Below are 14258 nucleotides of genomic sequence, written 5' to 3'. Positions count from 1 at the left end.
ACCCCTTAATTGGTATTGATTAAAAAATCGCGGACAACACCCGCGCCCAACCCACATTACACCTTAATGAAAACCCGATTGTAGGCGCTGCTTTATGCAGCGATTATGTTCTATAGTTAAATTCCATACCATAGCTTAAGGAAAGAGCGATGCCAGACTCAAGTAAGTTACTTAAGGGCCGCTATTCTGCGCCTTATCATCATTATTCAGTCACTTTATGCAGTAAAAATCGAGCAAAAATATTTAACCAATTTAGAGTTAACCAGATCACGATTCATGAGGTTTATCAGCTTGAATATGACGGGGCAATAAAACTTATTGCCTACACGCTGATGCCAGATCATTTACATCTGCTTTTTCAGCTACAAGCAATTGATTCATTGTCAGGTGTTGTACGTTCTCTAAAGGGAAGAGTTGCAGCTAAGTTAAGAGCTATCGATGTTCATCAAGTCTGGCAAAGAGGGTTTTACGATACCTGTTTAATTGACGAACGGGACTTAAAGACGCAAGCAAGATATATCGTTGCCAATCCCTTGAGAGCAAAGTTAGTTAATAATATCGACCAATACCCTTATTGGAATTGCATTTATTTGTATCAGGGCATTGGCGATCTGTAATTAAGCCATCGCGGGATAAACCCGCGCCTACACTCACATTGCATCTTAATGAAAACCCGGTTGTAGGCGCTGCTTTATGCAGCGATTGCGATGTGAAACATCGCGGGGTAAACCCGCGCCTACCTCTTAGTTGGTATTAATTAAAAATCGCAGACGATATCCGCGCCTAATCCATGTTAAAACTTGTTGATAATCTAGGTGTAGGCGCTGCTTTATGCAGCGATTGTGATGTGAAACATCGCGGAGTAAACCCGCACCTACCCCACATTGCATCTTAATGAAAACCCAGTTGTAGGCGCTGCTTTTATGCAGCGATTGTGATGTGGAATATCGCGGGATAAACCCGCGCCTACCCCACGTTACACCTTAATGAAAATCCGGTTGTAGGCGCTGCTTTATGCTGCGCTTGCGATGTGAAACATCGCGGGGTAAACCCGCGCCTACCTCACATTACATCTTAATGAAAACTCGGTTGTAGGCGCTGCTTTATGCAGCGATTGTGATGTGAAATATCGCGGGATAAACCCGCGCCTCCCCCACGTTACACCTTAATGAAAATCCGGTTGTAGGCGCTGCTTTATGCTGCGCTTGCGATGTGAAACATCGCGGGGTAAACCCGCGCCTACCTCACATTACATCTTAATGAAAACTCGGTTGTAGGCGCTGCTTTATGCAGCGATTGTGATGTGAAACATCGCGGGATAAACCCGCGCCTACCCCACATTGCATCTTAATGAAAACCCAGTTGTAGGCGCTGCTTTATGCAGCGATTGCGATGTGAAACATCGCGGGGTAAACCCGCGCCTACCCCTTAATTGGTATTGATTAAAACATCGCGGACAACACCCACACCTACCCCACGTTGCACCTTAATGAACCCCGATTGTAGGCGCTGCTTTATGCAGCGCTTGCGATGTGAAACATCGCGGGGTTAACCCGCGCCTACCTGAAACAAACCATCTGTTTTGTGGGAGGCGCTTTACGCGGCGATGTTTTATTTCCCGCCGATGGCTTCTTTGGCAAAGAGGTGTTTGATTGGGCCGAGGTTGTCGACCATGCTGAGGCCTACGCCGCGAACCAGCTTTTTCAACGGGTTATTGCCGGCAAAGAGTTCTTTTAGCCCTTGCATCATGGCGATATGCTTTTGAGCATCGGCTTTTCTGCTGCGCTCATATTGGCGCAAGGTTTTGTGACTGGCAAACTCTTTGTCTGCTTTGCTTAACAGCCCGATAAGGGTGGCGGCGTCTTTCAGTCCTAGGTTCATGCCAAGGCCTGCCAATGGGTGAATGGTATGAGCGGCGTCGCCCATCAAGACGATTTTGCCTTGCAGCCATTGTTTGGCGTAGCGCATGGTAAGTGGAAACACATGGCGCTCTCCAATGACTTCACACACCCCGCATTGCATATCAATGGCAGCACTTAACGCTTTGTTGAACCCGGCTTCATCCATGGCTTTAAGCTCGGCGGCACGCTCTGGAGATGTTGACCACACAATGGAGTGATAATGTGGTTCATTGAGCGGTAAAAATGCCAGTGGGCCGTCCGGCAAGAACACTTGTCTGGCCGTGGCTTGATGTGGCTCTTGGGTTCTTACTGTGGCCACCAGAGCATGGTGGTCGTAATCCCAATAGGTGATCGGCATATTACATTGCTGGCGAATGGCAGAGCGGGCACCGTCTGCGGCAACCACTAATTTCGCCATTACCGGCTCACCACTTGCTAATGTGATCAGCGCTTCGCTGTCGCTTTGGTGCAAGCTTTTGTATTTGTTATTCCACAACAGCGTTGCTTTCGGCTCTGCTTCAAGTTTGCCAAGCAATGCATAGCGAATGGCATCGTTTTCAATAATATGGCCAAGCTCTGGCAAGTCCAGCTCGTGACTATCAAAAGCAATTTTACCAAAGCTATCTTTATCACGAACATCCATATGGGTGTATGGCGTTGCTCGCTGTGACAAAATGGCTTGCCAAACGTCGAGCTGCTCAAACAACGCCTGACTGGTGGCACTGATCGCACTGACTCTGGCGCTGTAATCGCTTGCCAATGGCTCTGGTTTATCGCCACTATCGATGACCATTACCGAAATATCTTGTTGTGCCAGGCCTAATGCTAAAGTCAGGCCAATACAACCACCACCTACAATACATACTTGCACTTGTTGCATGCTAATTCCTTAACCGTTATATCCCATCAATTGTTTGGCTAATGGAGCCCTTGCTGTTTTTGATAGCGCCATGGTTAACAGGCCAACACTGCGGCCCAAAGCCAAGCTTCGCGATGAGTTAGAAAATAATCGCACGAGGGCATCGGTTAATGTCATTACCGTATTGATATCTTGCTCCCGTGCCAGTTGATAAGCACGCGTAAATTGATGACTGCCCCACTGCGCCATGCTAAATGCCTGACATTGTGAGACCAAAACTTGTATATCTCGCAACCCTAAATTGAAGCCCTGCCCGGCAATGGGATGAATGGCATGAGCGGCATTGCCAATGATCACCACGCGATGATGGCTTAGCTGCTCTACGCGGCCAAGCACCAATGGGTAGGTTGCGCGCATGCCCACTTGCGTAAATTGCCCAGCTCGATAGCCAAACGCTTGTTGCAGCTGAGTAATAAATTGTTCCGCAGGCAGGGCGGCGTAGTCACTAAGGCGATCATTATCCATGCACCACACTAAAGAATAACGATTGTCACTCATTGGCAGCAGCGCCATGGGTCCTTGCTCGGTAAAGCGTTCAAATGCATGACCTTGATGGGGTGCAGCCACTTCAACATTGGCAATTAAGGCGCCTTGCTCATAACTTAGGCTGTCAAACGCAATATTCAGCTTACTGCGAGTAGGCGACTGGGCACCGTCGGCCACCACTAATAAACTACTGCTGAGCTGAGTGCCGTCATCGAGCGTTAGGGTTACTTGTTCAAGGTATTGCTGTAACTCGCTCACTTGCTGCGGGCAAAACAAAGTAATGTCGTGGCTTTGTAGTTGCTGATGTAAAAAAGCGCCATAGGGATTTACTTCAACCACATAACCCAGTGCTTGTTGGCCATAATCTTCTGGTTTAATCCAGGTTTTGCCAAAGTGGCCACGGTCTGACACATGCACTTGGGTGATCGGCTCTGCAAATTGCCAATCGCGATTAAATAATTGCTGTTGCTGTAAAAACGCCACCGACTGCGCGGCCAGCGCAATACTGCGATCATCAAAACTGGGGTGTTGTTTGCCTTTTGGCGCATAGGCCTCAACCACCGCCACTTGTGCCTCTGGCGCAGCTTTTTTTATGCTAATGGCGGCGCTGGCTCCTGCCATTCCCCCGCCGATTACGACGACATCAAACTGTTGCACGCTACTTGCTCACTAGCTATTCATTAATGCTTCTATTTCTGCGATGGTTTTTGGCACCGACTCGGTGAGGTTGTCATACCCCGACTCCGTCACTAACAAATCGTCTTCAATGCGAATGCCAATACCTTTATACTCTTCAGGCACTTGGGCGTCTTCATCGAAATATAAACCGGGCTCTATGGTTAACACCATGCCGGGCTCAAACGCTCTGTCGGCTTCATCAAGTTTATACTCGCCAACATCGTGCACATCTAAACCTAGCCAATGACCTAAGCCATGCATGTAAAACGCTTTACACGCTTGCGCTTCCACCAGCTCATCAACATCACCAGATAAAACTTCTAAATCCACTAACCCTTGGGTCAGCACTGTCATGGCCGCTTTATTGGCTTTTACTAGTGTGCCTCCGGGTTTTACTTCTGCAAATGCCGCGGCTTGAGCCTCTAACACTAGGTTATAAATGCGCTGTTGCGGCTCACTAAACTTACCATTAACAGGAAATGTTCGGGTGATATCTGCCGCATACCCTTCCAGCTCGCAGCCAGAATCTATTAATACTAAATCGCCGTCTTTTAGATCATCGCAGTTGTCGGTGTAGTGCAAAATGGTGGCATTGATGCCGCTGCCAACAATCGTGCCATATGCCGGATGCCTCGCGCCATTCATGGCGTAATGATGATGTAACTCGGCTTCGAGTTGATATTCAGTGGCTCCGGGTTTAGCAAAGCGCATCGCTCGTTTATGCGCCTCGGCGCTGATCTCACCTGCCTTTCTCATTACCTCGATTTCAGCTGGCGATTTAAACACGCGCATTTCATGAATCAGTGGGCGAATGTCTTTGATGATTTCCGGTGCTCGGTAACCGCGCTTAGGAGCGCTGCGTAAGGTATTTAGCAACTGCCATACTTTGTCATCGAATGCGGGATAGGTGCCTTGGCCATAAAACAACACCTTGCGGCCATTCACCAACTCCTGTAGCTGCTCATCGAGCTCGGTTAGGGCATAAGTTTGGTCGAGCTGCAGTTGGCTTTTGGCTTGCTCAAATCCCATGCGGCGGCCATGCCAAATTTCCGCCACTTTATCTTTGTTGCGGCAAAATAATGTTGATTGAGTGTGGCCATCACGGTCTTTGTTTAACACCAGCACCGCATCAGGCTCTTTAAACCCAGTTAGGTAAAAGAAGTCACTGTCTTGGCGAAATGGAAACTCGGTATCACGGCTACGGGTAAGCTCCACAGCAGCCGGAATAATTGCCACAGCGTTATTATCTAAGTTGGCCATTAAACGCGCTCGACGCGCGACAAATTCACTGTTGTTAATCATAATTAGTGTATGGTTTTTGAAGTGGTGGTGGGTTGCGTGTCTTTACCCATTTCAGCAAAACAAAGCAGCACTGAAACACGCACATATTCAATTACTTCATGTAACGCTTCTTTGTCTTCTTCGCTGTCGTCGAAAGTCGTGTCTAATTTGGTGATTTCACTAAAGTCGTTAATCACTTCTTTGACGTCTGCAGACAATTTACCATAGTCTTTTTGCTTTAAGCCAAAGCCCAGTAAAAAGCCTGCCACCCATGAAATTAAGGCATTAGCTTGGTCGTGCAATGACTCATCTTCAGGCGGTAAAAACAGTTCAAACTGAAATTCGCCATCATTAAAGTGCTCTGCCACTTGTTTGTACAAGTCGATACACATTGATTTGATGGCACTCGGGAACGCCTGGCCGTCGTTAAAAACATCGCTTAATAAGCCAAGGTATTCGGCATCTTCAATGTTAAGGCCGCAGGCTAATAGCCCCGAAATGGTGCCATGTACTTCGGCTGGGGCGATAAATATTTCGTGTTGTTCTAGGAGCAGCTGAGTTTGCTGATAGTCTTTGAATTCGCTCATGATACTTTCCCAAGCAGTTGATACTACAATGCTACCACTGCAGCCAAGGCAACTCCAACGAATTGTATGATTGGTATCAAGGTGGACGAGGATTTGCTGAGTTTTATGGCTGACTCGATAATACCAGAGCTTTTATTATGGCTTACTGTAGCCCAATGGAAAAATAAACCATTTTTGAATAATTGTTTAGTGACTGCACGATACGGGTAAAAACCACCCGCTTAGTCGAGAAATTCGCTAACTATGGTTTCGTGATCGCCAGATGTTTTATATACTGTAATTGTTCCCTAGCTCGTAGGACAGCTGATTAAGTCCCTGAGCCGATAAATTTTGTTTAGGATGGCAGTTTGCCTACTATTGAGCAAGCTCGGCATGCACCGAGAAGCCTACGGTAGGCTGTTGCTTTCCGCCTTGAACCTCAGGGTTCAAGGGCTGACATCGGCATCCGCGAAGCCGGGGAACAACTTCTCTTTTTGCAGTCGCATTACCTGTGGCCGTGTCTCAATATCTTTTGTTATAAATTCAGGTTATTCCCGAAGGGAACCGATACCTTTTCCTTGTTTTTTATATTTCAATACGCGCTTTAAGAGCGTTTAAACACAGTGATTATGCTTTAAAGTATCGCGGGGTGAACCCGCGCCTACACCTTAATTGGTATTGATTAAAAGTCGAGAACAACGCCCGTGCCTACCTACGTTAAAATCTTGATGATAACCCCTATGTAGGCGCTGCTTTATGCAGCGCATGCGATGTGAAACATCGCGGGGTAAACCCGCGCCTACCCATGTTAAACCTTGTTGGTAATATCGGTGTAGGCGTTGCTTTATGCAGCGCTTGCGGTGTGAAACATCGCGGGGGAAACCCGCGCCTACCCCATTTAAAACCTTGATGATAATCTCGTTGTAGGCGCTGCTTTATGCGGCGCTTGCGATATGAAACATCGCGGGATAAACCCGCGCCTACCCCATGTTAAACCTTGTTGGTAATCTCGTTGTAGGCGTTGCTTTATGCAGCGCATGCGATGTGAAACATCGCGGGGTAAACCCGCGCCTACCCATGTTAAACCTTGTTGGTAATCTCGTTGTAGGCGCTGCTTTATGCAGCGCATGCGATGTGAAACATCGCGGGGGAAACCCGCGCCTACCCCATGTTAAACCTTGTTGGTAATCTCGGTGTAGGCGTTGCTTTATGCAGCGCTTGCGGTGTGAAACATCGCGGGGTAAACCCGCGCCTACCCCATTTGAAACCTTGATGATAATCTCGTTGTAGGCGCTGCTTTATGCGGCGCTTTCGATATGAAACATCGCGGGGTAAACCCGCGCCTACCCCATGTTAAACCTTGTTGGTAATCTCGGTGTAGGCGCTGCTTTATACAGCGCTTGCGATGTGAAACGTCGCGGGATAAACCCGTGCCTATCCCGTAGCCTGTAATGGTGAAAACATACCTACCACGTATTATATTGATGAAAAAAACGTTGTAGGCGTTGCTTTATGCAGCGCTTGCGATGTGAAACATCGCGGGATAAACCCGCGCCTACCCCGTAGTCTATAATGGTGAAAACGTGCCTACCACGAATTATACCGGTGAAAAAGCCGTTGTAGGCGCTGCTTTATTATTTACCGCTGGCTTCTATTTCCAGTAGCTCTGAAAGCATTTCAGGGTTACTTTGCATGCCCATGGCAAGTTGTTGCCCCAGGGCCATGACACTTTGTTTTTCTGTGGCGGTGATGGAAACGTTTAACGACTGCATGCCTGCTGCGAAGTCTTTAAACGCCGTTTTAATTTCCTCAGGCAACATCATGACGTTAAATTGTTGCTCTAGGGCTGCTTCAAAATCTGCTTTAGACATACCTTGATGCGCCAACTCTCCCTCTAATAGCTCTGCTAATTTGCCTTGGTTGTTAACAGTAAAATGAAATGACTGTAACTCCAGAGACTGCATGGCTTGCATCATTTTGGTTTGCAGTTGCAGCTCCTGCTCCATGGTCATTTGCTCTGCTGGCATTTTTGACGCTTCAAGGGAGGCGGTCATTAGTGCTTTACTGTTACCCAAGGCCACGTCCATCGAGGTAGATAAAATATCACCGGCGGTGGTGGCAAACTTAAACTCACTGTCGCCACTTTGCTCATCGAAAGACAAACTGGTGGTAATGTTGTAGGTCGCTTGCATCAGCTCAGGTGAAACACTGTCAGCCATTGCTGCTGCCTGCTCCGATAGCTTTAAGCCCATTAAGTCAAATTCAGTATAAGGGCTAATTTTATCTGGCTCATAGCCCACCACATGTACCTTATCTACGGTAAATAAAGCACTGTTGTTATTTGGGTCGGTTACAGTGATATCGTTGATCTCTACCGCACTGGTAAATAAATCAACTGAGCTGTCTGCGTAACTCACCTGAAAGCCGGTGTCTTTCTCAAAATTGCTCACTTGCTTGGCCACTTGCTGATCCACCTGTTGGTTGGCATAGTAATTTGCACCAACATAAGCAGCTCCCGCTACAGCAACAATAGCAACACCTAGGGTGGCTTTATTCATAATCGTACTCCGTTATTTAAAAAAGCGCCTCGAGTGCTTCACTGAGACTTGAGACAGCAACAATTTCCATCCCTTCAATTGATTCTTTTGGTTTATTTGCCTTAGGCACAATAGCACGCGTAAAGCCATGTTTTGAGGCCTCTCTTAAACGCTCTTGGCCACTGGGTACCGGGCGTATTTCACCGCCGAGGCCGACTTCGCCAAAAACCACGAGTTGTCTATCGAGTGCTTGGTTTTTAAAACTTGATACTAACGCAGCGATTAACGCTAAGTCGGCACTGGTTTCAGATACTTTTACCCCGCCAACCACGTTAACAAATACGTCTTGATCCGACACTTGTAAGCCGCCATGGCGATGTAACACCGCCAGCAGCATGGCTAAGCGGTTTTGTTCTAACCCCACCGTCACCCTTCTTGGGTTAGCCAGTTGCGAATAGTCCACCAGCGCCTGCACCTCTACCAATAAGGGGCGTGTGCCTTCCCAGATCACCATCACCAATGAGCCAGGCGTTTGTGCCTCGCCGCGATTAAGGAAGATGGCCGATGGGTTGCTCACTTCTTTAAGGCCCTGCCCTGTCATGGCAAACACCCCCAGCTCGTTCACCGCGCCAAAGCGGTTTTTATTCCCTCTCAGGGTACGAAAACGGCTGTCGGTACTGCCCTCCAACAAAATAGAACAGTCAATACAGTGCTCAAGTACTTTTGGCCCTGCTAAGGTGCCGTCCTTAGTAACGTGGCCAACCATGATGATGGCCACCTGATTTTGCTTGGCAAAGCGCGTTAAATAGGCTGCACTTTCACGCACTTGAGACACACTTCCTGGCGCCGACTGGATATCACTCATGTGCATCACTTGAATGGAGTCAATCACCATAATGCTGGGCTTTTCCCGCAGTGCCAACTGACAAATGCTTTCGACGTTGGTTTCGGCTAGCGTTTTTAACTTATTGGTTGGCAAGCCTAAGCGATTGGCGCGCATGGCCACCTGCTGCAGCGATTCTTCACCGGTAACGTATAAAGTGCCCATGGTTTCAGCCAAGCGGCACATGGTTTGAAGTAATACCGTGCTTTTACCTGCACCTGGGCTACCACCGATGAGTATTGCGCTTCCTGGAACTACGCCGCCGCCTAACACGCGGTCAAACTCTTTAAAACCAGTAGAAAATCGTGGCAATTGCTCGAGGTTAACCTCATCAAGAGTTTGCACCTTTGCCTCGACCAAACCGGCGTACCCTGAGGTCGAGCCACCCTGTGGGACTGCTTTTACTGAAGGTACACGAAACTCTGTGACCGTGTTCCATGCTTTACATTCGGAACATTGCCCTTGCCAACGGGCGAATTCCGCTCCACAATCACTGCATACAAATGCTGTTTTCTTTTTTGCCATAAATTACAGGTATATATCTTGCTTAACCAACACAATAGGTTAAGAATAAACTAATTAAGCGCCAATGTTGACATAATATTGGCGGTGACCCAACGGGTTGAATAAAAAGAGTGCTATAAAAACCGTTTATGCCTGAAGATAGATTACAAAAATATCAACGCTTGATAGACGATTTAAAACAGGACCTTGGCGATCCTGCTTTTGGGCGCATATTTAAGCAACGTACCGCGGACCTTTCAAAGCCCGACCAATTTCTATTAAAAATGGAAATGTCGCGGCTGTCGCAGCCTGTGGCGCGTTTTATTGACTTGCGCGGTCAAGTTTCAGGCCAAGTGAAACCCTACGAATACGATGGCAAACAGCACTTTATGGACGATGTCGCCATTGGGGTGTTTGAACGCGAAGTGGCAAAACATGGCGGCTATACCTTAGCGGTTTACGAAGCCGTTATGAACACCGAAAATAACTACAAGGTAATGAAGCGCCAAGCCGAGGTGCGAGAGCAAGAAGAAGAACAACAAGCCGACAATCATAACTACACCAAGTTAATTCGCTTTGCCTCTTATGAGAGCCGCTCAGAAGAGCGGATGAATTATTCCATTAAAATTACTGTAGAACTGGCAAAAAATAGCCCCCCCGTTGCAGCCACTACCTCAGACATTTCGCTCAGCGGCGCCAAAATCAAGCTGCCAATTAACCAAAAAACAACTCCAGGACAATTGATTTCCATCCGTTTAGTCGGGCTTGAGCAAGATTTTGAGCTGGGATTAAAAGAAGGTATTCAATACGAAGTAGTGGCCGTTGAGAAAGGCACCGCCGATTACAACCATGTGCGCCTAAAGCGCACCTTTGTTGAGAAAAACCCAGGCTTTGATGACTTTCTAAATAGCTTTATTCACGGCAACAAACGGCGTTACAAAATCAATTTAGATAACACCCTCGATGCGGTGATTTGTAAAGGCTACGAGCAATACTATTTGCCACGGGTGTGCTCATTATTTGTTTTTATTAGCGAAAAGCAAAAAGCGCTTTTACCGACGATGGTATTAACCAATGAAAACAATGCACCAGTGAGTTATTACTTTGAGGATGAGAAAAAACATTCTTGTTTGTATTCTGTCTTCAATCATAAGCGCTTACAAAAGCTGATTGCACAGCCAAATGCCGTCAAAGAAGCCATTTGTCATGTATTTACCCACTCAAGTAATGGCAAAATTTACTTTTACTCTGCGCTTGAACATGATCTAGAAGAAATGCAGCAACTTCGTGCGCTGTTCTTCGCCTTTGGTAGCAAAAAAGACAGCTGGCGCAGCTTTAAAGTGCAACTTATGCCCAGTCACCATGAAGACGCCTTTATCCCACTTTCGCTGCCGGCAAGTGCAGGCAAAAGTGTTGAAAAGCTCAATAAGCGCCCCACGCCTCGGGTGCAAGGCTTTATTCAGGATGTAAAATACCTGATGCTCCTTACCGACATTACCTGCAGCTATGTTACCGAGCAATACCAAGAGCTGAGCTATGAGCCATCATTAGTAAACCAATTGAAAAGATTTGGTCATGGCAAAGCCAACACTCCACCTGTTATTGAGCGCGTGGCGTTAGATTACGTTAACTTAAGAGCACACCGACGTTATTTATATAAAACCCATGTCACCGTGCACATTGATGGCTTAGGCAGCTTTAGTGGCAAGACTCGAGACTTTTCTGTAATGGGCCTGCAAGTTGAGTGCAATGAACCGGTGGAGATTAGCAAAGGCGACACCATTCACTTAGATTTAGTCGACTTGCAACGGCTGACGAAAAAACATGACCTAACCAATTTGCGTTATGAAGTAATGGCGGTGAATAAAGCCAAGACCATTATCAATTTAAAAGTGCAAAAAATTGGCGATATGGATCACAGCGCAATGTCATTCTTTAAGGTGTTGATTGATAACAATAAGAATAAACTAGTTCCGTGTGAAGAAGCCCCTAAAATCCCAGGACTGTCGACAGCACTGCGCAACATGGTTACCAAATCGGTGTGTCAATTCCCGTTGTATTTACACAAGGAAACCGCCCACAACACCGTTGGCGCGATTGGCCAAGGGCTCTACCCTTCTTCTTTGCATCAAATATTGCATTCTTTTAGTAAAAATAACGACAACACCTTAGATGCTAAATCGCTCTTCCCTGAGCGCTTCGTGGAAGAGAAGTTAACCGAAGTACTAAAAGGGCAATCACGGCAAGATAAGCCATTGAAGTACCTTTTATTTATTCGCTTCGACCCGCAAAAGGCAGATCAACACGAAGCAATTAAAGCGCAAGTTATTGCCGATGGCGAGTCCCTCGATAGCTTGTATTTGTTTGCTAAAAAAGCCATGCGTCGAGATATTTTGTTTGTTTATCAGCTCTATGTGTCGAAAACGGGTCGCCCAGACATGGATTACCTAGCCAATGAACTGAAATACATCAGCCACTATGCCATCCACAAGGCAAAAGATTTAGAAGAGGCGCTGTGGGCCATTACTGGAGTGTGCGATCTGGTCGACGTCAGTGACTATATTGCCAGCAATATTAAAGTCGAAGACATTCTAGTGGAAGACATGACGCAGCGAAAACAAGACTGGCTTGAGGCTAATTATAAGGGTTAGCCTCCACAGCAACATATACCTTTAAGCCACCCAACCAAATAGCGTCAGTACGGCAATAATCACCAAATAAAACAGAATGTTGCGCTTTACTAAGCGCATCATACAGCTGGCTTCAAAGGTACAACCAAGAAATTGCTGCTCTATTTGTTCCGCCGCCAATGCAGTGCTGGTGACTACTTTGCGGTTTGTGGTTCTAAAATCAAAGGCATACTTTAGCCAACACGAAGTGCCATTAGAAAAGTTGCCGATAATTAAAAAGCCGAAGCTGGCAATTCTCGCAGGCAACCAGTTTAACCAATAAAACAAGCTGCAAAATTGCTCTGCTAGATGACTAAATGCGGGCTGTTCTTGCTCTTGTTGCCAATGCACTATTTGCCTTACCATGGCATACAGCACCGCTCCTGGAGCGCCTAGGGCGACAAACCAGAATATCACTGTGCAATAATGCTGAAAGTTAATCCACGCCAAGGTTTGACCAAAGGTTTCACCACCGGGTTCGTTTTCTAGCTTATCTTGCCCCATTTGCAGCGCATACAGAGTAGCCGCTTCGTTATCACCACGAGTGAGGGCATTCAAATAGCCTTTATACAGTTTACGATACTTGGCGCAGCCAAAACACACCAACAACACCGCAATATTGACGGCAAATTGCCAAAACACAAAATCACTGATGCTATAAATAAGCGCAATCGCCAAGGCAGGTAACACCAGCCAGATCATGGTACCCAAAGGCGACCCTAATACTCCATTTTTAGCCACCATGGATTTAGTTCTGGCTAAATACTCCTGCAAATAATGCTCTATTTGCCAATAGTTTGCTTTGGCGCCAAGTCGCTCAATAATCAGTGCAATAATAATGGATATTAAAATCATAGCCGCTTAGCTCTCATGGTGTTGTAACAAGGTGAAGTAATGCTGCCAATCAAATGCAGGTCCAGGGTCGGTTTTGCGTCCGGGTGCAATATCACTATGCCCCACAATACGCTCTTTGTTAATCGTTGGGTAGTGCTGCTGCAGCCAAGCCGTAACCCGCACCAAGCTTTGATACTGCTGCTCAGTGTAGGCAGAGGTGTCGGTGCCTTCCATCTCAATGCCAATGGCAAAGTCATTGCACCGCGTTCGGCCCTGAAACTCAGACACTCCAGCATGCCAAGCCCGCGCACTAAAAGGCACATATTGAGTAATGCTGCCATCGCGGCGAATAACACAATGAGCAGAAACCCGAACGTCTGCCAAATCGGTAAAACTAGGGTGTGCCTCACAATCGATAACGCCCATAAACAGGTCATCGATATAAGGTGTGCCAAAACATCCCGCCGGCAAAGAGATATTGTGGATCACCAGCAAGTCTATCGCGCAGCCTTCGGGGCGCTCATCATAATGTGGAGAATTTTTTTGCTCTGCAAAAGGAAGCCAATGCAATGTATTAGTCCCAAGCGCTAAATTTGGTTTTAGTATAAAGGCAAAGAACAACAAAAAATAGCCACTGTCATGGACTTAAGCGCTTATAAACAGAGAAATAAATCGCCAAAGGCATAGTACCAGCCCCTTAGCACACTGCTCCAACCACTTTGGCTTTTTAGCGCTGCATAAAGCTGCGCCTACAGCAGGCCCTTTGCCAATATCATAGAATGTAGGCGCGGGTTTACCCCGCGATGTTTATGGCCAAAAGCGCTACATAAAGTAGCGCCTACATCAGGCCCTTTGCCAATATCATAGAATGTAGGCGCGGGTTTACCCCGCGATATTTATAGCTAAAAGCGCTGCATAAAGCTGCGCCTACAGCAGGCCCTTTGTCAATATCATAGAATGTAGGCGCGGGTTTACCCCGCGATGTTTATGGCCAAAAGCG

The 14258-nt window shown here is 46.9% G+C and carries 10 protein-coding genes and 1 other RNA gene; 3 read left to right on the top strand and 8 right to left on the bottom strand.

The window, feature by feature from the left end; all coding sequences use genetic code 11:
- The first annotated feature begins 149 nt into the window (after positions 1-149).
- Positions 150-617: an REP-associated tyrosine transposase gene (locus ACNKW2_RS16325; RefSeq protein ID WP_419149513.1), complete on the top strand. Its 468-nt coding sequence runs from the start codon at positions 150-152 to the stop codon at positions 615-617.
- Between the two features lie 994 nt (positions 618-1611).
- Here ACNKW2_RS16325 and ACNKW2_RS16320 read toward each other — a convergent pair.
- Genes ACNKW2_RS16320 through ACNKW2_RS16305 form a run of 4 tightly spaced genes read right to left on the bottom strand, consistent with a single transcriptional unit; the run spans position 1612 to position 5852 of the window.
- The gene (locus tag ACNKW2_RS16320; RefSeq protein ID WP_419149512.1) at positions 1612-2781 is read right to left on the bottom strand and encodes an FAD-dependent oxidoreductase; all 1170 of its coding nucleotides are present in this window, start codon (positions 2779-2781) and stop codon (positions 1612-1614) included.
- Positions 2782-2790: 9 nt separating this feature from the next.
- Positions 2791-3963, bottom strand: coding sequence for a 2-octaprenyl-6-methoxyphenyl hydroxylase (gene ubiH / locus ACNKW2_RS16315; RefSeq protein ID WP_419149511.1), 1173 nt, complete (start codon positions 3961-3963; stop codon positions 2791-2793).
- Between the two features lie 12 nt (positions 3964-3975).
- Positions 3976-5286, bottom strand: a complete 1311-nt coding sequence (gene pepP, locus ACNKW2_RS16310; protein ID WP_419149510.1) for a Xaa-Pro aminopeptidase — start codon at positions 5284-5286, stop codon at positions 3976-3978.
- Positions 5287-5288: 2 nt separating this feature from the next.
- Positions 5289-5852, bottom strand: coding sequence for a UPF0149 family protein (locus ACNKW2_RS16305; RefSeq protein WP_336567198.1), 564 nt, complete (start codon positions 5850-5852; stop codon positions 5289-5291).
- Between the two features lie 281 nt (positions 5853-6133).
- On the opposite strand from ACNKW2_RS16305, the gene ssrS reads away from it, so the two are divergent.
- Positions 6134-6316, top strand: a non-coding RNA gene (gene ssrS / locus ACNKW2_RS16300) — 6S RNA.
- Between the two features lie 1149 nt (positions 6317-7465).
- On the opposite strand, the gene ACNKW2_RS16295 is transcribed toward ssrS, so the two are convergent.
- Positions 7466-8389 carry a DUF945 family protein gene (locus ACNKW2_RS16295; RefSeq protein ID WP_419149509.1) on the bottom strand — a complete coding sequence of 308 codons (924 nt, stop codon included), beginning with the start codon at positions 8387-8389 and terminating at the stop codon, positions 7466-7468.
- A 16-nt stretch (positions 8390-8405) separates the two neighbouring features.
- Positions 8406-9776 (bottom strand): DNA repair protein RadA, encoded by a 1371-nt coding sequence (gene radA, locus ACNKW2_RS16290; RefSeq protein ID WP_419149508.1) that lies wholly within the window; start codon positions 9774-9776, stop codon positions 8406-8408.
- A gap of 128 nt (positions 9777-9904) precedes the next feature.
- Between radA and ACNKW2_RS16285 the strand changes: the two genes are divergently transcribed.
- The gene (locus ACNKW2_RS16285; RefSeq protein ID WP_419149507.1) at positions 9905-12406 is read left to right on the top strand and encodes a PilZ domain-containing protein; all 2502 of its coding nucleotides are present in this window, start codon (positions 9905-9907) and stop codon (positions 12404-12406) included.
- Between the two features lie 21 nt (positions 12407-12427).
- On the opposite strand, the gene ampE is transcribed toward ACNKW2_RS16285, so the two are convergent.
- Together ampE and ampD are read right to left on the bottom strand one after the other, a co-directional pair.
- Positions 12428-13279: a beta-lactamase regulator AmpE gene (gene ampE / locus ACNKW2_RS16280; protein WP_419149505.1), complete on the bottom strand. Its 852-nt coding sequence runs from the start codon at positions 13277-13279 to the stop codon at positions 12428-12430.
- Positions 13280-13285: 6 nt separating this feature from the next.
- Complete coding sequence (ampD, locus tag ACNKW2_RS16275) at positions 13286-13828, bottom strand: 1,6-anhydro-N-acetylmuramyl-L-alanine amidase AmpD (RefSeq protein ID WP_419149503.1); 543 nt, start codon at positions 13826-13828, stop codon at positions 13286-13288.
- Positions 13829-14258: the final 430 nt, after the last annotated feature.

The sequence above is a fragment of the Pseudoalteromonas 'SMAR' genome (genome assembly GCF_048515945.1).
Lineage (GTDB): Bacteria > Pseudomonadota > Gammaproteobacteria > Enterobacterales > Alteromonadaceae > Pseudoalteromonas.
Note: the sequence above shows the minus strand (reverse complement) of the source record. Positions and strands in the feature narration are given on the sequence as shown.

Excerpts from the sequence above, each read along its gene's own strand:
- ACNKW2_RS16325 (WP_419149513.1), top strand. The coding sequence starts at position 150 with ATGCCAGACTCAAGTAAGTTACTTAAGGGCCGCTATTCTGCGCCTTAT.
- ACNKW2_RS16320 (WP_419149512.1), bottom strand. The coding sequence starts at position 2,781 with ATGCAACAAGTGCAAGTATGTATTGTAGGTGGTGGTTGTATTGGCCTG.
- pepP (WP_419149510.1), bottom strand. The coding sequence starts at position 5,286 with ATGATTAACAACAGTGAATTTGTCGCGCGTCGAGCGCGTTTAATGGCC.
- ACNKW2_RS16305 (WP_336567198.1), bottom strand. The coding sequence starts at position 5,852 with ATGAGCGAATTCAAAGACTATCAGCAAACTCAGCTGCTCCTAGAACAA.
- ACNKW2_RS16295 (WP_419149509.1), bottom strand. The coding sequence starts at position 8,389 with ATGAATAAAGCCACCCTAGGTGTTGCTATTGTTGCTGTAGCGGGAGCT.
- radA (WP_419149508.1), bottom strand. The coding sequence starts at position 9,776 with ATGGCAAAAAAGAAAACAGCATTTGTATGCAGTGATTGTGGAGCGGAA.
- ACNKW2_RS16285 (WP_419149507.1), top strand. The coding sequence starts at position 9,905 with ATGCCTGAAGATAGATTACAAAAATATCAACGCTTGATAGACGATTTA.
- ampE (WP_419149505.1), bottom strand. The coding sequence starts at position 13,279 with ATGATTTTAATATCCATTATTATTGCACTGATTATTGAGCGACTTGGC.